This window comes from Streptomyces sp. NPDC014894, assembly GCF_043080985.1.
Lineage (GTDB): Bacteria > Actinomycetota > Actinomycetes > Streptomycetales > Streptomycetaceae > Streptomyces.
Genome location: NZ_JBIBWD010000003.1, coordinates 238,615 through 259,028, shown reverse-complemented (window position 1 = coordinate 259,028; position 20,414 = coordinate 238,615). Strand labels below are relative to the sequence as shown.

Below are 20,414 nucleotides of genomic sequence, written 5' to 3'. Positions count from 1 at the left end.
ATTCGGACCAATGCTTGACACCCTTCCGAGGCGGCCGGAAAGCTCGGGGCATGACCTCCCCCGTCCCCTCCCTGAACCGCATCCGGGTCGGCTCGGCCCCCGATTCCTGGGGGGTGTGGTTTCCCGACGACCCTCAGCAGGTCCCCTGGAGGCGGTTTCTCGACGAGGTCGCCGAGGCGGGCTACGAGTGGATCGAACTCGGCCCCCACGGCTATCTCCCCACCGACCCCGCCGTGCTGGCGGACGAGACCGCGCGGCGCGGGCTGAGGGTCTCGGCGGGCACGGTCTTCACGGCGCTGCACCACGGTCCGGCGGTGTGGGAGAAGACCTGGGCGCATGTCGCGGAGGTGGCGGCGCTCACCCGGGCGACGGGGGCCGGGCATCTGGTCGTCATCCCGTCCTTCTGGCGGGACGACAAGACCGGGCAGGTGCTGGAGCCCCGTGAGCTGACGCCCGCACAGTGGCGCGATCTGACCGCTCAGACCGAGCGGCTGGGGTACGAGGTGCGGGAGCGGTACGGGCTGCGGATCGTGGTCCATCCGCACGCCGACACCCATGTCGACAGCGAGGAGAACGTCGGCCGGTTCCTCGACGCCACCGACCCCGGGCTGGTCTCGCTCTGTCTGGACACGGGCCACTACGCCTACTGCGGCGGCGACAGCGTGAAACTGATCGAGACCTACGGGGAGCGGATCGGCTATCTCCATCTCAAGCAGGTGGACCCGGACGTCCTCGCGGGGGTGATCGCCGACGAGGTGCCCTTCGGGCCGGCCGTCGGGCGCGGCGTGATGTGCGAGCCGCCCTCCGGGGTGCCCGCGCTGGAGCCGGTGCTGAGGGCCGCGCACGCCCTGGACGTGGATCTCTTCGCCATCGTCGAGCAGGACATGTATCCCTGCCCGCCGGAGAAGCCGCTCCCGATCGCCCGGCGGACCCGCCGCTTTCTGCGCTCCTGCGGGGCCTGAGGGGCGCGTGCCGGATCCGTCATGATTGTCGCCCGCTCATCACCCATGTCTTCATGACCCGGGGCTTCCGTCACAGCCGTTCGACATCACGTCCCTCCCTCTCCCCGCCGGCGCCGCCCGGGCCCAGGCTCAGTGATCGCCGACGCTCGCGCGGCAGGCGCCCGGCGGTCTCCCCGGCCGCCGCTGCCGCGCGCGCAGGGAGAGGTGTCACACAGATGACGGACCGAAGGCTCTGGTCGTACAAGGACATCGCCGCTCATATCCGGGTGCGGCCCGACACCGTCCGCTCCTATCGCAAACACGGCCTCCTCCCTCCGCCCGACCGGGTGGAGGACGGCAGGCCCCACTGGTACGCGGAGACCATTCGCGTCTGGGCGGCCAACCGTCCGGGAAACCGCAGCAGAAGGGACTGACCGAGCCGCCCGCCCGGTCCCGCACCCCGCGGAGGGGGTACGGGACCGGGCGGCGGCGCTCCGAGCCGGCGGGCGCGGCCTCGGGACCGGGCCGAGCACCGGGACCGGGCGGGCCTCCGACTCCTGACGGACCCTGGGATTGGGCGGGGCCTCTGACTCCTGACGGACCTTGGGACCGGGCGGGGCCTTGGGACCGGGCGGGGCCTTGGGAGCGGGCGGGGCCTCGGGAGCGGGCGGGCCGCGCGCGGGCTACACCCCCGCTCTGTCCCTCGGGCCGGGCTCGGGTTCGGGCTCCGGGGCGGTGTCGGCCTCCTTCCCGGCGGCGGGCGCCTGCGGCGCGGCGGGCCGGGGCGACTCGCCCTCGCTGAGACCGAACCGCTCGTGGAAGCGGCGCAGCGGCGCGGGCGCCCACCAGCTCCGGGGCCCCATCAGCTTCATCACCGAGGGCACCAGCAGCCCGCGCACCACCATGGCGTCCATCAGCACGGCCAGCGCGATGCCGAGTCCGAGCATCTTGGTGCTGGTGACCCGCGAGGTGCCGATGGCGACCATCACCACCGCGAGGATCACCGCGGCGGCCGTGATCAGCCCGCCGGTGCGCTGGAGCCCGAACCGCACGGCCTGGTCGTGGTCGTGGGTGCGGTCGTACTCCTCCTTGATCCGGGAGAGCAGAAAGACTCCGTAGTCCATCGAGAGGCCGAAGGCTATGCAGAACATCAGCACCGGCAGATTGGTCTCGATGTCCCCGGTGGCGGTGAAGCCCAGCACCCCGGAGAGATTCCCGTCCTGGAAGATCCAGACCATCGCCCCGAACATGGCGGTCAGGCTCAGCGCGTTGAGCACCACGGCCTGAAGGGGTATCAGCACACTGCCGGTGAGCAGGAAGACCAGGATCAAGGTCGCCACCGCGATGATGACCAGCGCCAGGAGCAGCCGGTCGCCGATCGCCGACTTGGAGTCCTCCAGGATCGCGGCCCGTCCGGTCACCGAGGTCTCGAACGGCGCGGGCACGTCGCGGACCTCGTGCACCAGCCGCTGGGCGCCCTCGCCCACCGCCTCGCCCTCCGGCTGCACCGTGAAGTAGGCGACCCCGCCCGGCTTCCCCGCGCCGCCGGGGAAGATCGGCCCGTCGGCCCGCAGCACCCCGGGGAGCGCGGCCAGGCGCTCCCGGTACTCCTGATGGGCGGCGGGGTCGACGGGCGTGTCCCCCTCGGCCTCGGCGAGCACCTCCACGCCTCCGTCGGGGCTGCCGGGGAATCCGTCGCGTATCTGCTCCTGGACCACACGGGACTCGGCGGTCGGGGGCAGCTGGCGGTCGTCCGGCGTACCGAACTTCACCCCCAGGAAGGGCAGGCCGAGCAGGAGCAGGGCGGCGATGGTGGTGAAGGCGAAGAGCGGGGCGCGGCGCATCACCAGATCCGCGAAGCGACCCCAGCCGGCCCCGCTCTCCCGCCCGGCGGGGACGGACGCGGCACCGGACGCGGTGCCGGACGCGGCGGGATCCTTCGCGGCGCGGTCCCGGCGGCGGAAGAGGCGGCGCAGGTCCAGGGCGTTGACCCGGTGTCCCAGCAGCATCAGCGCGGCGGGGAGCAGGACCAGCGCGGCTCCCGCCGCGAGGACGACCACCGCGATGCCCGCATAGGCGAAGGAGCGCAGGAAGTACATCGGGAAGACCAGCATCGCGGCGAGCGACACGGCGACCGTGAGCGCGGAGAACAGCACCGTACGCCCGGCGGTGCGCAGTGTGGTGCCCACCGCTTCGGGCACCTCGGCCCCGGCCTCCAGCTCCTCGCGGAACCGGCGCACGATGAAGAGGGCGTAGTCGATGGCGAGGCCGAGTCCGAGCGCGGTGGTCAGATTCATCGCGAAGACGGAGACGTCCGCGAACTCGGTGAGGCCGCGCAGCACCGCGTTGGTCCCCAGGATGGCGACGATGCCGACGGCCAGCGGCAGCACCGCCGCGACCGCGCTGCCGAAAACCATGATCAGCAGGATCAGCGTCACCGGCAGGGCGATCAGCTCGGCGCGCAGCAGATCCTCCTGGATGATCGTCGTCATCTCCTGCTGCACGGCGACGGGGCCGCCCACCGAGACCTCCACCGGGCCGTGCGCGCCCCGGTAGTCGGGCGCGATGCGCTTCAGCACCTCGTGGGCGGTCTTCTCGTCGCCCTGGATCCGGGCGGCTATCAGCGCCTGGCCGCCGTCCTCGGCGCGCAGCGCGGGGGACGGGGTCTGCCAATACGATCCGACGCCGACGACGCCCTCCTCGGCGGCCAGCCGCTCCGCCAGGCGCTTGCCCTCGGCGGCGACCTCCGGGCTGTCCACCCGGACCGCTCCGCCGTCCGCGCCGGCGCCTTCGCCCGCGTCGACCAGCAGCAGCAGATTGGGCTGGGACGCGGGGAACTCCCGCTGGAGCGCCTTGGTCGCATAGCTCGACTCGGCGGCCGGATCCTCCCAGCCGCCGCTGCCCATCCGGTCGGCGACCCCGCTGCCCGCGAACACGGCGAGCGCCGTGAGCACCAGGGCGGCGAGCAGCGAGAGCCTCGGGCGCGCCGTGACGAAACGCGTCCACCCGCCGCCCCTCCCCCGGGGCTCCTGCGGGCTGTTGACTTCGGACATGGTGCGGTGTCCCCTTCACCGTGGCCCATACGCAGGCTTCCGCTCAGGCAGCATGGGTCGGCCATTGCCATAGACTTGGCAAACACGAGCAATCGCTCGCATTAATCAAGAATGCGAGCGACCACTCGCGTTTGTCAACCGCGCCAGGAAGCTGGGGATTTCAGTGCCGGAGCCGACAGCAGCGGCCGGAGACAGCCCGCGTACGACCGGAAGCACCTCCTCCGGTCCCGACGCCCAGATCGGCCCCGAGGCCGGGGGCCGGGCCCGGCCCGGGAGCCGAGCCGAGCCCGGGGCGGAGGCCCGAGCCGGGGCCGGGCCCCTCGGGCCCGAGACCCCCGAAGCCCCCGAGACCGCCGAAGCCGCCGTAGCCGCCGAGACCGCTGCCCGCGAGTCCGCCGGGGCCGACGCCCGGACCGGTCCCGAGGCCGGGCCCGGAGCACGCACCGGACCGACCGCCGGCACCGGCGGCGGCGGCGACACAAGACCCGAGCCCGGGGCCGAGACCGGGACCGGCGCCGAAGCCCGAACCGAGCCCGGGTCCGACACCCGGCCCGAGCCCGCGACCGGGTCGGCCGCCGGGAGCCGTCGGGCCGGGGCGAAGTCCGCCGCGACCGCCGACGACCACCCCGCGCCCCCCGCCAGACCCCGCCGCCGCCAGGCGCGCGGGGAGCGCAGGATCGCCCAGCTCCTCGACGCCGCCGCGAACGTCTTCACCGCGACCGGCTACACCGCCGCCAGCACCAACGCCATCGCGCGCGAGGCGGGCGTCTCCCCCGGCACCCTCTACCAGTTCTTCCCGAACAAGGAGGCGATCGCCATCGAGCTGGGCGGCCGGCTCCTGGAGCGGTGGCGCGAGTCCCACGGGGCCGCCCTGGGGGCCGCCGGGCTCGAACTCCCCCTCGACGAGCTGCTGGACTCGGTGCTCGACCCGCTCTTCCTCTTCAACTACGAGAACCCGGCCTTCGCGGTGCTGATCCACGGCCCCGACACCCCCGGGCATCTCGCCCAGGAGTTCGACACCATCCACCAGGGCCTGCTCACCCGGATCGAGTCGATCCTCGGCGACTACCTCCCGGACACCCCGTCCGCCGAACTCTCCCGGATCGCGAACACCACGTTCACCATCTTCAAGGCGGGTCTGGACCTGGCCCTCGCCCACCAGGGCGAGGAGCGGCAGGGGTACGTCAGGGAGATCAAGACCGTCCTCTTCCGCTATCTGGAGCCGCTCTTCCCGGGGGCCGGCACCGGCGAGTGCGTCATCGCGGCGAGCGCGGCAGCCAGTACCGGCACCACAGATGCCGCCAATGCCCGCTAATACCGCCAATTCCGCCGACCGACACGCGATACAGCCTCGCCATACCCCCTAGGGGTATTGTATGGTCGGTGCCGCAGGGCCCGGCAGTCCGGACACCCCTGGCACTCCACGAGTGCGCCGCCACGAGCGCACCCCACACGTCCCGCGAGGAGACCGACATGACCGCGAAGACCGAGCTCGAGATCACCGAGACCGCTCCCGCCTCCAGCTGCTGCGGCGGCAGCTCCTGCGGCACCGACGCGGCCGAGGAGCCGGCCGCCCAGGGCGTCACCACCGTCTACGACGTCTCCGGCATGACCTGCGGTCACTGCGAGGGCGCGATCTCGGCCGAGGTCTCCGCGATCCCCGGCGTCACGTCGGTGACCGCCGTCGCCTCGACCGGCAAGGTGACCGTCGTCTCCGCCGCCCCGCTGGACGACGAGGCCGTGCGCGCCGCCGTGGACGAGGCCGGTTACGACCTGGTCGGCCAGGCCGCCTGAGGACGCCCCGCCCATCGAGGGACGACGCCCCGCACGGGCCGTGCCCGACCGGTCCGACACCGGTCGCGCACGGCCCGGCGCCGTTTCCGGACCGCCCGCGCCGCCACCCCGCCCCGCCCGGCGCCACACCCCACGCCCCGCCGGCCACCGCGCCGTTCGTCGGCCGCCCCCGCCGCCGCCCCCGCCGTTCGTCGGCCGCAGCCGGAATGACGTCCCTCACACCCCGGCGCGGACCGGACCGGCCGCGAGGGCGGACACAGGCGCGGAACCTCCGTCGCCGCCTCCCCGCACCCTCCGCCGCCGTCGGCGTCGCACACCACTCCCGTAAGGGGCGATTCGGGCTCGCGCGTATGCCGTCCGTCTCGCACGGCGGACGCCCGGACAATCTTTTCCGTGCCTTTGACAATCACCGGGCCGCGCCGTCGATTTCCGCATCGCGCCTGCTCAAGGCCATGATCACTCGCTTTACCATGGCCTTTTCGTCCATTTTTGCGGTGCCGGAGAACCCACCCCCAAGGCCTTTCGCGGGGCTACATGTGACGCACAAGACCTTCACAAGGAGACCTAGATCACAGATATTTGGGGGTAACCATTAAGGCTCTTCGCGAGTCTTAGTGGCTGATGCCAGGGACGTCTTGGGGGACGTTCATGGGATGTCTTGGGGGACATCCCAGGCAAGCGTTGGCCGGGGCACGTGCCCGGGGAGCTTTGAGCGGCCCTCCCGTGCGTACGTACCCCGGCAGACCGCGTGAGAAGCTTGCGGCGAACAGACGCCCGGCCGGATCCCGTGGGGGGAATCCGCTCCGGGGAAATGGGAAGCGCCCCGCTCGTCGACCCGTGGGGGGATCGGCGGCGGGGCGCTTTCGTTGTCTGCGGGCCCGAACGGGGCCTCCGAGTGTTCCTGGGTCCGTCCGAGGGCGCTCGCCCGTCTCAGGGCCGTACAGGGCGCGGCACGAGTGGAGATCGCGCACCGCGCCCGGTGTCGGCGTGGCCCGGCCGACGGGCGGGCCGCCGGAAGAGGTCCCGGCCCGGCCGTCCAGGCCGCCGGAGCCCCGAAGAGCCGCCGACAGCCTTGGAACGGTCGGATCAGCGAGCCTCGACCGGAACGAAGTCGCGCTCGACGACGCCCGTGTAGATCTGGCGCGGACGGCCGATACGGGAACCCGGCTCCTTGATCATCTCGTGCCACTGGGCGATCCAGCCGGGAAGCCGGCCGAGCGCGAAGAGCACGGTGAACATCTCGGTCGGGAAGCCCATGGCGCGGTAGATCAGGCCCGTGTAGAAGTCGACGTTCGGGTAGAGCTTGCGCTCCACGAAGTAGTCGTCGGACAGGGCGTGCTCTTCCAGCTTGAGCGCGATGTCGAGCAGCTCGTCGGACTTGCCGAGCGCGGAGAGCACATCGTGCGCCGCCGCCTTGATGATCTGGGCCCTGGGGTCGAAGTTCTTGTAGACCCGGTGGCCGAAGCCCATCAGGCGGACGCCGTCCTCCTTGTTCTTCACCTTGCGGATGAAGCTGTCGACGTCGCCGCCCGAGTTCTGGATGCCCTCCAGCATCTCCAGAACCGACTGGTTGGCGCCGCCGTGCAGCGGGCCCCACAGCGCGGAGATGCCCGCGGAGATCGAGGCGAACATGTTCGCCTGCGAGGAGCCCACCAGGCGCACGGTGGACGTCGAACAGTTCTGCTCGTGGTCCGCGTGCAGGATCAGCAGCTTGTCGAGCGCGGCCACCACGACCGGGTCGAGGTCGTACTCCTGCGCGGGGACCGAGAAGGTCATCCGCAGGAAGTTCTCCACGTACCCGAGGTCGTTGCGCGGGTAGACGAAGGGGTGGCCGATCGACTTCTTGTAGGCGTACGCCGCGATCGTCGGCAGCTTGGCGAGCAGCCGGATCGTGGAGAGGTGCCGCTGCTTCTCGTCGAACGGATTGTGGCTGTCCTGGTAGAACGTCGACAGCGCGCTGACCACGGAGGACAGCATGGCCATCGGGTGGGCGTCGCGCGGGAATCCGTCGAAGAACCGCTTGACGTCCTCGTGGAGCAGCGTGTGCTGGGTGATCTCGCCCTTGAACGCGGCCAGCTCGTCGACGGTCGGAAGCTCACCGTTGATGAGCAGATACGCCACCTCGATGAAGCTGGAACGCTCGGCCAGCTGCTCGATGGGGTAGCCGCGGTATCGCAGAATCCCCTCCTCGCCGTCGAGGTAGGTGATCGCGGACTTGTAGGCGGCCGTGTTGCCGTAGCCGCTGTCCAGGGTCACCAGACCGGTCTGGGCTCGGAGCTTCCCGATGTCGAAGCCCTTGTCACCGACGGTGCTCTCAGTCACCGGGTAGGTGTGTTCACCGTCCGCGTACCGCAGTACTACAGAGTTCTCGCTCACGTCATCCCTCACCGACGTAGTGCCTCTTCTTCGAGGTGCCCTGACTGTCTCCACCATCCCCCATCTGGCTCAGGAGAGTGCACTCGGGGTCGACCGTTGGGCCCTTTGGCGGCACTCAGTGCCGCCAACCTGCTCATCCTGCCCCGTTCGCCCTGATTCCGGAAGTCCGGGTGTCATTTCCCACGCTCGCGACGGGGGGCTTCCCCCGCCCGGCGGAGCGCCGGGCGGACCCGGGGGAGCCGGGGCGCGCCCGGTGCGGGAGCCCGGCCCCGGGCGGTCCGGCGGTCAGCCGCCGGCGAGCCGGTGGTCGAGCGCGGTGAAGCGCCTGCCTGCGGAAACCGTGCGCACGGCCTGGCCTATCGCCTTGCGGGACCCGACCAGCACGACGAGCTTCTTGGCCCGGGTGACCGCCGTGTAGAGCAGATTCCGCTGCAGCATCATCCAGGCTCCCGTGGTGACCGGGATCACCACCGCCGGGTACTCGCTGCCCTGGGAACGGTGGATGGTCACCGCGTAGGCGTGGGCCAGTTCGTCCAGCTCGTCGAAGTCGTACGGAATCTCCTCGTCCTCGTCGGTCAGCACGGTCAGCCGCTGATCGTCCAGGTGAAGCGAGGTCACCACGCCCACCGTGCCGTTGAAGACCCCGTTCTCCCCCTTCTCGTAGTTGTTACGGATCTGGGTGACCTTGTCGCCGACGCGGAAAACCCGGCCGCCGAAACGCTTCTCGGCCAGATCGGGGCGCGCGGGCGTAATCGCCTGCTGAAGCAGGCCGTTCAGCGTGCCCGCGCCGGCCGGGCCCCGGTGCATAGGGGCCAGAACCTGGATGTCCCGCCGTGGATCGAGCCCGAACTTGGCCGGAATCCTACGGGCGGCCACATCGACCGTGAGCCGTCCCGCGTCCTCGGTCTCCTCCTCCGCGAAGAAGAAGAAATCGGTCAGACCAGTGGTGATGGGCTGCTCGCCCGCGTTGATCCGGTGGGCGTTGCTGACGACTCCGGACTGCTGGGCCTGCCGGAAGATCTTCGTCAGCCGGACGCTGGGCACCGGGCCGCCGTCCGCCAGCAGATCCCGCAGCACCTCGCCCGCGCCGACGCTCGGCAGCTGGTCCACATCGCCCACCAGCAGCAGATGGGCCCCGGGCGCGACCGCTTTGACCAGTTTGTTGGCGAGCAGCAGATCGAGCATCGACGCCTCGTCCACCACCACCAGGTCCGCGTCGAGCGGCCGGTCCCGGTCGTAGGCCGCGTCCCCGCCGGGCTTCAGCTCCAGCAGCCGGTGGACCGTGGACGCCTCGGCCCCGGTCAGCTCGGAGAGCCGCTTGGCGGCCCGCCCGGTGGGGGCGGCGAGCACCACCTTGGCCCGCTTGGCGCGGGCCAGCTCGACCACCGACCGTACGGTGAAGGACTTTCCGCAGCCGGGGCCGCCGGTGAGCACGGCCACCCGGCTGGTCAGCGCGAGCCGGACCGCCGCCTCCTGCTCGGGCGCCAGCTCGGTGCCGGTGCGCTGGGCGAGCCAGGTCAGCGCCTTGTCCCAGGCGACGTCCTGGAAGGCGGGGAGCCGGTCCTCCGGCGCCCGCAGCAGCCGCCGCAGCTGGGCCGAGAGCGACAGCTCCGCCCGGTGGAAGGGGACCAGATAGACCGCCGTGAGCGGCTCGCCGCCGTCGGGCCCGGGGACCGTCTCGCGGACGACGCCCTCCTCGTCCCCCGCCAGTTCGGCGAGGCAGTCGATGACCAGGCCGGTGTCGACCTGGAGCAGCTTCACGCCGTCCGCGATCAGCTTCTCCTCGGGCAGGAAGCAGTGCCCCTGGTCGGTGGATTGCGAGAGGGCGTACTGAAGGCCGGCCTTGACCCGCTCCGGGCTGTCGTGGGGGATGCCGACGGCCTGCGCGATCCGGTCGGCGGTGAGGAAGCCGATGCCCCACACGTCCGACGCGAGCCGGTAGGGCTGATTCCGCACCACCGAGATCGAGGCGTCCTCGTACTTCTTGTAGATCCGCACGGCGATGGAGGTGGAGACGCCGACGCCCTGGAGGAAGACCATGACCTCCTTGATGGCCTTCTGCTCCTCCCAGGCCGCGCCGATGAGCTTGGTGCGCTTGGGGCCGAGCCCGGGGACCTCGATCAGCCGTTTCGGCTCGGTCTCGATGACGTCGAGGGTGTCCGTGCCGAAGTGCTCCACGATCCGCTCGGCGATCCTGGGGCCGATGCCCTTGATCAGACCGGAGCCGAGATAGCGGCGGATGCCCTGGACGGTGGCGGGCAGGACCGTCGTGTAGTTCTCGACGGTGAACTGTTTTCCGTACTGCGAGTGGGAGCCCCATCGGCCCTCCATCCGCAGGGATTCGCCCACCTGGGCGCCGAGCAGCGAACCGACGACCGTGAGGAGGTCGCCGGAGCCTTTGCCGGTGTCGACACGGGCGACCGTGTACCCGTTCTCCTCGTTGGCGTAGGTGATCCGCTCAAGGACGCCTTCGAGCACTGCCAGATTGGACATGACCCGACGCTACCGCCGAGGTCGGACATCCCGTGCGGCCTGTGGACAACCGCGCCCGCGCGCACCCGGGACGCCCCGCGCCGGCTCACGGCGCACCGACCGCCCGAGGACGATCGAGGGGGCCCGGTCACGGATGACCGGGCCCCTTCGTCTTCCCCTCCCGCCAGGGCTCTCGCGGTCCCCCCGAACCGTTCCCCCGTAGGGCCCTGACGACAGTGAAGACACGCCTCGCCGCCGAATGGTTGCACGGCGGGGCGGGCTCGATGCGGCGGTCGCGCGGCGGATCCGGCCGACGCGGCGGATCCGCCTCATTACGGCGGATCCGAGGAGCCCTCGTGGCTCCCCTCCCCCGCCGCCAGGACGCTGCCGTCCTCCCCGTACGCCACCACCCCGTAGTCGAAGCTCACAGACGATTTCGGGACGAAGGCGTAGAAGACGCCCCAACTGGTGTCGTCCTTCAGCCGCACGGTATCCGCCGCGAAGACCCGTTTGCGATCCTTCGCCCAGACTTCGATCCGGGCGGCCTCGTCCGTCGTCCTGAACACCCCGCTCACCAGACCGGCGTCGGGGCTGTAGGAGCAGTGGACGGAGTCCGCCTCCAGCATTCCGCCCGTCTTGGCGCGGCTCTTCGCGATCTGTTCGGTGATGTCGCCCTCGTCCTTGTTCACCACGTAGAAGTGCTCCCCGTCCGGCACCAGCGCCAGCCGCACCCCCCGTCCGATCGGGATGGCCTGATACGGCTCGACCTTCCGCGCGGTCAGCGACACCCCGCTCTGCGGCCGGTCGGCGGGGAGCGCGTCGCCGGCCGGCCCGCCGTTGCCGAACACCGCCACCGCCACCACCGCCATCACCCCCGCCGCCATCGCCAGCCCCGTCCTCGCCTCGGACCTGCGGCGGCGCGCCTCACGCCCCTTCCGGAGCACGGCCTGCACCGGGACGCGGTCCGCCGGAGCGGAGTCCGCCTCCCGGCGCAGCATCGCGCGCAGCTCGGCCTCCAGGGCCTCGACCGAATCGGCGCGCCTGCCGTCCTTCATGGGCGGGCCTCCCCGGACACCGGCCCGACCCCCGTGCGGGCCGGCGGGAGACCCGCCCAAGCTTCTGTCACACCCGGCTGCTCACGGAGTCTGCGCAGGGCCCGGGCCGTATGGCTGCGCACCGTCCCCACCCGCGTTCCGAGCATCCGGGCCACCTCCGTCTCGCTCCGGTCCTCCAGGTACCGGAGCACCACCACCGCCCGCTGCCGGGGCGGCAGTCCCCGGAGCGCGGCGGAGAGCGCGCTCCGGTCGGCGATGCCGTCCGTGCGGTCCGGCGCGGCGGTCTCCGGGAAACCGGAGGTCAGCCACTCCCTGACCCGGACCAGCCGCAGCCGGTCCGCGTTGGCGTTGATCATGATGCGCCAGACGTAGGCGTCGATGTCATCGGCGCGCTGCACCCGCTCCCACTTCACGTACGCCTTGGCCAGGGCCGCCTGCACCAGGTCCTCGGCGTCGTGGTGGTTGCCCGTGAGGAGGCGTGCGGTCCGCAGCATCCGCGGCCAGCGACTGACCACGAACGCCTTGAACTCGACCTCCGCGCTCGTCTTCACCACCGAGTCCTCATGTCAGGGGCCGCTGTTCACCGTCCGCTCGTCACACGGCACGCCGTACGGGGCGCCGCGCGCCCCGGCGGCGGCCCGGCCCCGGAGACCGTCTCCCCGGCGCGGCCCCCGACGCCGGATCCCCGGCCGGCGCCGAATCCCGGGCCGGCGCCGGACCCACCGCCGACACCGTCCCCGGCACCGCCCCCGATGCCGCCGCCGACACAGCTCCCGACAATGCCGTCGACCCCGCCGGGTCGCGCTGCCCCCATGCTGCCTCCCGAAGCTCCCGAAGTTCCCGGACTCCCCCATGGATCCCATGGATCCGGCGCATCCGACCCGCCGTCCACACGCCCACATCTCTTCAGACGGCCCGGCGCTCCGGATCTATGTCATGTCGGCGAAAGATTTTTCCGCGAATCTCCGGGACGGCCGTTCACAGGGCGACAAACCGGGTGATCGTCTCCTCCAGCACCTCACTCCCCTCGCGCCTCCACAGCCCCTCGTTGAACAACTCCACCTCGACCGGGCCCCGGTACCCCGCCGCGTCCATCCGCTCCCACCAGCGGCGCAGCTCGATCGAACCGTCGCCGAGCTGGCCCCGCCCGGTGAGCACTCCCTCGGGCAGCGGAGTGATCCAGTCGGCCAGCTGAAAGGCGTACAGACGGCCGGCCGCGCCCGCCCTCGCCACCGCGTCCGGCGCGGTGTCGTCCCACCAGACGTGGTACGTGTCCACCGCCACGCCCACCCGGTCCGCGGGGAACCGCTCGGCGAGCGCGAGCGCCTGGGCGAGGGTGGAGACCACGCAGCGGTCCGCCGCGTACATGGGGTGCAGCGGTTCGATCGCCAGCCGTACGCCCCGCTCCGCCGCGTACGGGGCCAGCTCCCCCAGGGCGTCCGCGACCCGCTCGCGCGCCCCCGCCAGATCCCGGCCGCCGGGCGGCAGCCCGCCGGAGACCAGCACCAGGGTGTCCGTGCCCAGCACCGCGGCCTCCTCGATCGCGAGCCGGTTGTCGTACAGCGCGCGGGACCGCGCGGCCGGGTCGGCGTCCGTGAGGAAGCCGCCCCGGCACAGGGTGGTGACGGCGAGCCCGGCGGCCCGCACCAGCCGGGCGGTCGCGGCGAGCCCGTACGCGCGCACCGGTTCGCGCCAGAGTCCGACGCCCGGGACGCCCAGCCGGGCGCAGTCCGCGGTCAGTTCGGGCAGCGGCATCCCGCGTACGGTCATCTGGTTGACGCTCAGCCGGTCCAGCGCCCCGGCGCTCATCCGTCGATCCCGTACACCGCGAGCAGCGCCCGCATACGGGCCTCGGCGGCCGCCGGGTCCGGGAAGAGGCCCAGGCCGTCGCCGAGTTCGTACGCGCGCGCGAGATGCGGCAGCGAGCGGGCCGACTGGAGTCCGCCGAGCATCGAGAAGTGCGGCTGGTGGCCGGCCAGCCAGGCGAGCAGCACCACTCCGGTCTTGTAGTGCCGGGTCGGCGGCTCGAAGAGATGGCGGGAGAGCGCGACGGTCGGATCGAGCAGCGCGCGGAAGGCCGCGGCGTCCCCGGCGTCGAGGGCGTGCAGGGCCTCGGCGGCCCTCGGCGCCAGCGGGCCGAAGGCGCCCAGCAGGGCGTGGCTGAAACCCTCGCCGTCGCCCGCGATCAGTTCCGGATAGTGGAAGTCGTCGCCCGTGTAGAGCCGCGCGCCGGCCGGGAGCCGACGCCGCAGCGCGATCTCGCGGCCGGCGTCGAGCAGGGAGATCTTGACCCCGTCGACCCGGCCGGGGTGTTCGGCGATCAGCGTCAGCAGGGTCTCGGCCGCGCGCTCCGGATCGGCGCTCCCCCAGTAGCCGGTGAGCGCCGGATCGAACATCGGGCCGAGCCAGTGCAGGATCACCGGCCGGCTCGACCGCCGCAGCAGCGGGCCGTAGACGCCGAGATAGTCGTCCGGGACGCGGGCCGCCGCCGCGAGCGCCCGGGACGCCAGCAGCACCGGCCGCGCGCCCGCCTCCTCCACGACCGCCAACTGCTCCTCGTACGCCCGCCGGACGGCCGCGAGCGAGTGGACGGGGCCGGCGGCGAGCTGGTCCGTGCCCACGCCGCAGACGATCGCGCCGCCCGCCGCCCGCGCCTCGGCCGACGAGCGCCGGATCAGCTCCGCGGCCGCCGGCCAGTCGAGCCCCGCGCCGCGCTGCGCCGTGTCCATGGCCTCGGCCACGCCCAGTCCGTACGCCCACAGCCGGCGGCGGACGGCGAGGGTGGCGTCCCAGTCGACGGCCGGGGGCGCGCCGGGGTCCGGGGCGGCGAGGCGGTCCGCCACCACGTGCGCGGCGGCGAAGGCCGTACGGGAGACGGGGGCGCGCCCGCGGGGCGCGGGGAGCACGGCGTCGGCGCGCGGCTCATACGTACGCAGGCGTCCGGCCGCGTCCGGCAGCCGGATGCTCACAGGGTCAGCTCCGGCACCTCGACCCGGCGGCCCTCGGCCGACGAGAGCAGTCCGAGTTCGGCCAGCTGCACCCCGCGCGCGCCCGCCATGAGGTCCCAGCGGTAGGGCCCGCCGAGCGCCACATGGCGCAGGAACAGCTCCCACTGCGCCTTGAAGCCGTTCTCGAACTCGCCGTTGTCCGGGACCTCCTGCCACTGGTCGCGGAAGGACTCGGTGGCGGGGAGGTCCGGATTCCACACCGGTTTGGGAGTGGCGGAACGATGCTGCGCGCGGCAGCGGCGCAGCCCGGCGACGGCGGAGCCCTCGACCCCGTCGACCTGGAACTCCACCAGCTCGTCGCGCATCACCCGGACCGCCCAGGAGGAGTTGATCTGGGCGACGGCCCCGCCGGGCAGCTGGAACAGGGCGTAGACGGCGTCGTCGGCGGTGGCCGGATACGGTTTGCCGCGCTCGTCCCAGCGGCGGGGGACATGGGTGGCGGTGTGCGCCAGCACGCTCCGCACGCCGCCGAACAGCTCCCGCAGGACGTACTCCCAGTGGGGGAACATGTCGACGGTGATCCCGCCGCCGTCCTCGGCGCGGTAGTTCCAGGACGGGCGCTGGGCGTCCTGCCAGTCGCCCTCGAAGACCCAGTAGCCGAACTCGCCGCGCACGGAGAGGATCTCGCCGAAGAAACCGCCGTCGATCAGGCGTTTCAGCTTGAGCAGCCCCGGCAGGAAGATCTTGTCCTGGACGACTCCGTGGCGGACGCCGGCGGCGTCGGCGAGCCGGGCCAGCTCCAGGGCGTCGGCCAGACCGCCGGCGGTCGGCTTCTCGGTGTAGACGTGCTTGCCGGCGGCGATGGCGCGGCGCAGGGCGTCGGGGCGGGCGGCGGTGATCTGGGCGTCGAAGTAGACGTCCACGGCGTCGTCGCCGCGCGCGGCGAGCACGGCGTCGAGATCGGTCGACCAGCGGGCCAGGCCGTGGCGTTCGGCGACGGCGCGCAGGGCGTCCGCGCGGCGGCCGACCAGTACGGGTTCGGGCCACAGGACGTCGCCGTCGCCGAGGTCCACCCCGCCCTGCTCCCTGATGGCCATCAGGGAGCGGACCAGATGCTGTCGGTAGCCCATGCGTCCGGTGACGCCGTTCATGGCGATCCGCACGGTCCTGCGTGTCACGAGGGCAGCCTCCTCGGGATAGCAAGCGCTTTCTAAGGGGTATGACGCTAGCCTGCCCGACAGCGGCCGGACAAGGGTCCCGGTCCTTCTCCCGCGGAGGAAGCGATGACAGTCACCCTGGCGGATGTCGCGGCACGCGCCCGGGTGTCCCCGGCCACCGTGTCCCGGGTGCTCAACGGGAACTACCCGGTCGCGGCGGCGACCCGCGAGCGGGTGCTGCGCGCGGTGGACGAGCTGGACTATGTGCTGAACGGGCCGGCCAGTTCGCTCGCCGCGGCCACCTCCGACCTCGTCGGCGTGCTCGTCAACGACATCGCCGACCCCTTCTTCGGGATCATGGCCGGGGCGGTGCAGACGGAGATCGGCGGGCCCGAGGGATCGGCGCGCGCCGGGTGCGAGAAGCTCGCGGTGATCTGCAACACCGGGGGGTCGCCGGAGCGCGAGCTGACCTATCTCACCCTGCTGCAACGGCAGCGGGCGGCGGCCGTCGTGCTCACCGGGGGCGCGCTGGAGGACCCCGCGCACCTCGCGGCGATGTCCGCGAAGCTCGGGAAGCTGGTGCGGGCGGGGACGGCGGTGGTGCTGTGCGGGCGGCCCCCGATGCCCGGCGGCGAGCCGGTGCTCGCCACCCTCGCCTTCGACAACCGGGGCGGGGCCAGGCTGCTGACGGACCATCTGCTCGGGCTCGGGCACCGCACGATCGGATACGTGGCGGGGCCGCCGGAGCGCACGACCACCCGGCACCGGCTGGAGGGGCACCGCGCGGCGCTCGCGGCGGCGGGGCTCGGGGAGGGGCAGGACCGGCTCACGGTGCACGGCGCGTACACCCGGAGCGCCGGGTACGACGCGACGGTGGAGCTGCTCGCGCGGGAGCCGGAGCTGACGGCGGTGGTGGCGGCGAACGACACGGTGGCGCTGGGGGTGTGCGCGGCGCTGCGGGAGCGGGGGCTGCGGATTCCCGAGGACGTCTCGGTGGCCGGTTTCGACGATCTGCCGTTCGCGGCGGACGCCGGGCCGGCGCTGACCACCGTACGGCTGCCCCTCGCCGAGGCGGGGGCCCGCGCGGGGCGGCTCGCGGTGGGGAAGGAGGCGGCGCCGGAGGGGGGGGTGGCGGTGGTGGGCGGGGTGGTGGTGGTGCGGGGGTCGACGGGGCGGGTGCGGTGAGGTGGTCCGCGGGGCGGACGAGCTGGGGGTGGGGTGCCTGGGGGCGTGCGGGGGCCCGGGCCCGGGGTGTCCTCGAGCGCCGGACGGGCGGGAGGTTGCGCGGGCGCGGGCGGGAGATGGTGCGGGCGCGGGCGGGAGATGATGCGGGCACGGGCGGGACTTGGCGCGCCTGGGACCGCGCGGGAACCCCGGGCTCAGGAGCGTCCTCAAACGCCGGACGGGCTGGAGATTGGCGGCCTCCGGACCACGGAGGGACACCAGGCTCGGGGACGTCCTCAAACGCCGGACGGGCTGGAAATGCCCCGGCACGGGCAGGAGATGGCGCGGGGCGCGGCGGGAGATGGCCCGGGGCGCGAGCAGGAGATGGCGCGCCTGGGACCGCGCGAGAACCCCGGGATCAGGAGCGTCCTCAAACGCCGGACAGGCTGGAGATTGGCGGCCTCCGGACCACGGAGGGACACCGGGCTCGGGGGCGTCCTCAAACGCCGGACGGGCTGGAAATGCCCTGGCACGGGCAGGAGATGGCCCGGGGCGCGAGCAGGAGATGGCGCGCCTGGGACCGCGCGAGAACCCCGGGCTCAGGGACGTCCTCAAACGCCGGACGGGCTGGAAATGCCCCGGCACGGGAAGGAGATCGCCCGGGGCGCGAGCAGGAGATGGCGCGGGCGCGGTTGGGGATGCGGGGGCGCGGTGGGGGGGGGAAGTTGAGGGAGTTGGGCGGGGGTTGTGAGGGTGGGGGCGGGGAAGGCGGGAGGAGAGGGATGAGGTACGCGTTTTCTACGTTGGGGGTGCCGGGGATGGGTGTGGAGGAGGTGGTGGGGCTGGCGGTGCGGAGTGGGTACGAGGGGGTGGAGCTGCGGGCGGCGGAGGACGAGCCGGTGCACGCCGGGCTCGGGCGGCGGGAACGGGAGCGGGTGGCGGCGGAGTTCGGGCGGGCGGGCGTCAAGGTGCTCGCCGTCTGCGGCTACGCCCGGATCGCGGCGGAGGGCGACGACGCCCCCGTGCTCCGCGAGATCCGCGAACTGCTCCGGCTGGCCGCGGATCTGGGCGCGCCCTTCGTACGGGTCTTCCCCGGCGGCGGCCGGGACCGCGCCGTCTCGGACGCCGCCGCCGCCCGCCGGCTCGGCGCGGCCGCCGAGACCGCGGCCGGTTTCGGCGTACGGATCCTCCTGGAGACCCATGACTCGCACCCCGCCGGCGCCGACGTCGCCCGGGTCCTGCGCCGGGTCGATCACCCGCACACCGGCGCGATCTGGGACGTCCTGCACCCCTGGCTCGGCGGCGAGGAGCCGGCCGCCGCGCACACCGCCCTCGCCCCCTTCCTCGGATACGTACAGGTCAAGGATGTCGCCTCGCGTGACGACCTCGCCCCGCTCCCCCTGGGCGCGGGAGCCCTCCCCCTGGCCGAGTGTCTGTCGGGGCTCACCCCGGGGACCTGGCTGAGCTGGGAGTACGAGAAACGCTGGCATCCTGGCGCGCCGGAGCTGCCGGCGCTGCTGGAGCCGGGACGGCGGCACCTGGAGAGCCTCCTCGCGGCCACGCCGTGAGCGCGACCCCGCCCACCAGCAGCACCGCCGCCGCCCACCGCAGCGGACTGACCGGCTCCGCCAGCAGCAGCGCCGCCGACGACATCCCGAAGACCGGCACCAGAAGGGAGAAGGGCGCGACCACCGACGCCGGATAGCGGTGCAGCAAATGCCCCCAGACCCCGAATCCGAAGACCGTCGACACCCACGCGACATACGCCAGAGCCCCGACGCCGCCCCAGTCCAGCGCCCGCAGCGCCGCCATGTCCGCCCTCGGCCCCTCGAACAGCAGGGAGAGTCCCAGCAGGGGCAGTACGGGAACGGCGCAGACCCAGACCATGAAGTTCAGCGCGTCCGGCGGGGCCGCCTTGCGGGTGAGCACATTCGCCACGCCCCAGCAGGCCGCGGCGGCGACGACCAGGGTGAAGCCGAGCATCGGACCCGACGCGCCCTCGTCGACCGCGGCGAGCGCGATGCCCGCGAGCGCGACGGTCATCCCGAGGACACGGACCCTGCCCGGGCGTTCGGCGAGGACGACGGCCGCGACGACCGCCGTGAAGACGGCCTGGATCTGGAGGACCAGCGAGGAGAGACCGGCCGGCATCCCCCGGTCCATGCCGACGAAGACCAGCCCGAATTTCGCCACCCCCAGCGTGAGCCCCACCGCGACGATCCACTTCCAGGCGACCTGGGGGCGGCCGACGAAGAAGACGGCGGGCAGCGCGGCCGCCAGAAAGCGCAGCGCGGAGAAGAGGAGCGGCGGGAAATGATCGAGGCCGACCTCGATGACGACGAAGTTCACCCCCCAGACGGCGGCTACCAGGATGGCGAGGGTGGTGTGAAGAGGGCGCATGGACCGAGAATCACCGGAGGGGATCATGTAGCACCAGCGCTGATTTCTACCGGGTGGAGTTGAGCGCTGCTTATGAATGGGGTGGGGGATGCTCGATCTGGGGCGGTTGCGCGCACTGCACGCGGTGTCGGTGCACGGTTCGGTGGCCGCCGCGGCCACCGCGCTCGGGTACACCCCGTCGGCGGTGTCGCAGCAGATCACCAAGTTGGAACGGGAGACCCGGACGACGCTGCTGGAGCGGCGGGGCCGGGGGATCGCGCTCACCGACGAGGCGCGGCTGCTGGCGGCGACGGCGCAGGAGCTGCTGGCGATCGTGGAACGGGCCGAGGTCAGGCTGGAGGAGCGCCGGGGGCGGCCGACGGGGCGGCTGACGATCGCCGCGTTCTCCTCGGCGGCGCGGGGGCTGCTGCCGGGGGTGCTGGCGGAGCTGGGGCGGGTGCATCCGGGGCTGGACGCGCGGCTGACCGAGGTCGATCCGCATCTCTCCGTGGATCTGGTGGTCCGGGGGATGACGGATCTGGCGGTCGCCCATGACTGGGACATCGCGCCGCTGCCCGCGCCGAGCGGGGTGAAGCAGGTGCTCATCGGGGACGATCTGTGCGATCTGCTGGTGCCCGAGGGGCATCGGCTGGCGGGGCGGGGGGCGGTGCGGCGGGAGGAGCTGGCCGGGGAGCGCTGGATCAGCCAGCCGCCGGGGACGGTGTGTCACGACTGGCTGCTGCGGACGCTGCGGGCGGTGGGGTGTGAGCCCGATCTGGTGCATTTGGCGGAGGACAATCACACCCAACTGGCGTTGGTGGCGGCGGGGCTGGGGATCGCGGTGATTCCGCGGATGGGGAGGGGGGCGCTGCCGGCGGGGGTGGTGGCGGTGGAGCTGGATCCGGTGCCGAGGAGGAGGGTGTACGCGTTGTGGCGGGTGGGGGCTTCGAGGAGGCCGTCGATCGCGGCGGCGGTGAGGGTGATGCGGGAGCGGTACCGGGAGGGCCTGGGGTGAGGGCCCGGGCGCCCTCGCCCCATGGGCCCCGCGCCTCGGCCCCTTGCCCCTCGGGCTCCG

Annotated in this window: 15 protein-coding genes and 1 pseudogene; 7 read left to right on the top strand and 9 right to left on the bottom strand. The window is 72.8% G+C overall.

Translation table 11 applies throughout. The features are described 5' to 3' along the window. The first annotated feature begins 50 nt into the window (after window positions 1-50). Entirely contained in the window at window positions 51-962 is a 912-nt protein-coding gene (locus tag ACF089_RS09090) for a sugar phosphate isomerase/epimerase family protein (protein ID WP_392023920.1), read from the top strand. A 215-nt stretch (window positions 963-1,177) separates the two neighbouring features. Beyond that, a complete protein-coding gene (locus tag ACF089_RS09085) occupies window positions 1,178-1,375 on the top strand; it encodes a helix-turn-helix transcriptional regulator (protein ID WP_392023917.1) in 198 nt (65 codons plus the stop codon). A 249-nt stretch (window positions 1,376-1,624) separates the two neighbouring features. Here the strand turns inward: ACF089_RS09085 and ACF089_RS09080 are convergent, their stop codons facing one another. After that, complete coding sequence (locus ACF089_RS09080; protein WP_392023916.1) at window positions 1,625-3,994, bottom strand: MMPL family transporter; 2,370 nt, start codon at window positions 3,992-3,994, stop codon at window positions 1,625-1,627. 676 nt (window positions 3,995-4,670) lie between these two features. Between ACF089_RS09080 and ACF089_RS09075 the strand changes: the two genes are divergently transcribed. Then, on the top strand, window positions 4,671-5,309 hold the full coding sequence (locus ACF089_RS09075) for a TetR family transcriptional regulator (protein WP_392024747.1): 639 nt from the start codon (window positions 4,671-4,673) through the stop codon (window positions 5,307-5,309). Between the two features lie 158 nt (window positions 5,310-5,467). Next, complete coding sequence (locus tag ACF089_RS09070; RefSeq protein ID WP_392023913.1) at window positions 5,468-5,788, top strand: heavy-metal-associated domain-containing protein; 321 nt, start codon at window positions 5,468-5,470, stop codon at window positions 5,786-5,788. Window positions 5,789-6,874: 1,086 nt separating this feature from the next. On the opposite strand, the gene ACF089_RS09065 is transcribed toward ACF089_RS09070, so the two are convergent. The 7 genes from ACF089_RS09065 to ACF089_RS09035 form a co-directional block, all read right to left on the bottom strand. After that, window positions 6,875-8,164 carry a citrate synthase gene (locus ACF089_RS09065; protein WP_392023910.1) on the bottom strand — a complete coding sequence of 430 codons (1,290 nt, stop codon included), beginning with the start codon at window positions 8,162-8,164 and terminating at the stop codon, window positions 6,875-6,877. A gap of 285 nt (window positions 8,165-8,449) precedes the next feature. Next, on the bottom strand, window positions 8,450-10,657 hold the full coding sequence (locus ACF089_RS09060; protein WP_392023907.1) for an ATP-dependent RecD-like DNA helicase: 2,208 nt from the start codon (window positions 10,655-10,657) through the stop codon (window positions 8,450-8,452). 311 nt (window positions 10,658-10,968) lie between these two features. Continuing rightward, window positions 10,969-11,691 carry a hypothetical protein gene (locus ACF089_RS09055; protein ID WP_392023905.1) on the bottom strand — a complete coding sequence of 241 codons (723 nt, stop codon included), beginning with the start codon at window positions 11,689-11,691 and terminating at the stop codon, window positions 10,969-10,971. Continuing rightward, window positions 11,688-12,242, bottom strand: a complete 555-nt coding sequence (locus ACF089_RS09050) for a SigE family RNA polymerase sigma factor (RefSeq protein WP_392023902.1) — start codon at window positions 12,240-12,242, stop codon at window positions 11,688-11,690. Before ACF089_RS09050 ends, ACF089_RS09055 begins: the two co-directional genes overlap by 4 nt. Before the next feature lie 427 nt (window positions 12,243-12,669). Then, on the bottom strand, window positions 12,670-13,500 hold the full coding sequence (locus tag ACF089_RS09045) for a sugar phosphate isomerase/epimerase family protein (RefSeq protein ID WP_392023900.1): 831 nt from the start codon (window positions 13,498-13,500) through the stop codon (window positions 12,670-12,672). Then, window positions 13,497-14,660, bottom strand: a complete 1,164-nt coding sequence (locus ACF089_RS09040) for a dihydrodipicolinate synthase family protein (RefSeq protein ID WP_392023897.1) — start codon at window positions 14,658-14,660, stop codon at window positions 13,497-13,499. Before ACF089_RS09040 ends, ACF089_RS09045 begins: the two co-directional genes overlap by 4 nt. Then, a complete protein-coding gene (locus ACF089_RS09035) occupies window positions 14,657-15,817 on the bottom strand; it encodes a Gfo/Idh/MocA family protein (protein ID WP_392023895.1) in 1,161 nt (386 codons plus the stop codon). The genes ACF089_RS09040 and ACF089_RS09035 overlap by 4 nt, the downstream gene beginning before the upstream one ends. A 105-nt stretch (window positions 15,818-15,922) precedes the next feature. Here ACF089_RS09035 and ACF089_RS09030 point away from each other — a divergent pair, with 105 nt between their 5' ends. Both ACF089_RS09030 and ACF089_RS09025 read left to right on the top strand, forming a co-directional pair. After that, entirely contained in the window at window positions 15,923-16,981 is a 1,059-nt protein-coding gene (locus ACF089_RS09030) for a LacI family DNA-binding transcriptional regulator (protein ID WP_392023892.1), read from the top strand. Window positions 16,982-17,742: 761 nt separating this feature from the next. After that, window positions 17,743-18,528 carry a sugar phosphate isomerase/epimerase family protein gene (locus ACF089_RS09025; protein ID WP_392023890.1) on the top strand — a complete coding sequence of 262 codons (786 nt, stop codon included), beginning with the start codon at window positions 17,743-17,745 and terminating at the stop codon, window positions 18,526-18,528. Here the strand turns inward: ACF089_RS09025 and ACF089_RS09020 are convergent. Next, window positions 18,410-19,360: pseudogene (locus tag ACF089_RS09020) on the bottom strand (EamA family transporter); the annotation flags it as partial. The gene ACF089_RS09025 and the pseudogene ACF089_RS09020 overlap by 119 nt on opposite strands. Before the next feature lie 88 nt (window positions 19,361-19,448). Between ACF089_RS09020 and ACF089_RS09015 the strand changes: the two are divergent. Then, window positions 19,449-20,354: a LysR substrate-binding domain-containing protein gene (locus ACF089_RS09015; RefSeq protein WP_392023887.1), complete on the top strand. Its 906-nt coding sequence runs from the start codon at window positions 19,449-19,451 to the stop codon at window positions 20,352-20,354. The last annotated feature ends 60 nt before the right edge of the window (window positions 20,355-20,414 follow it).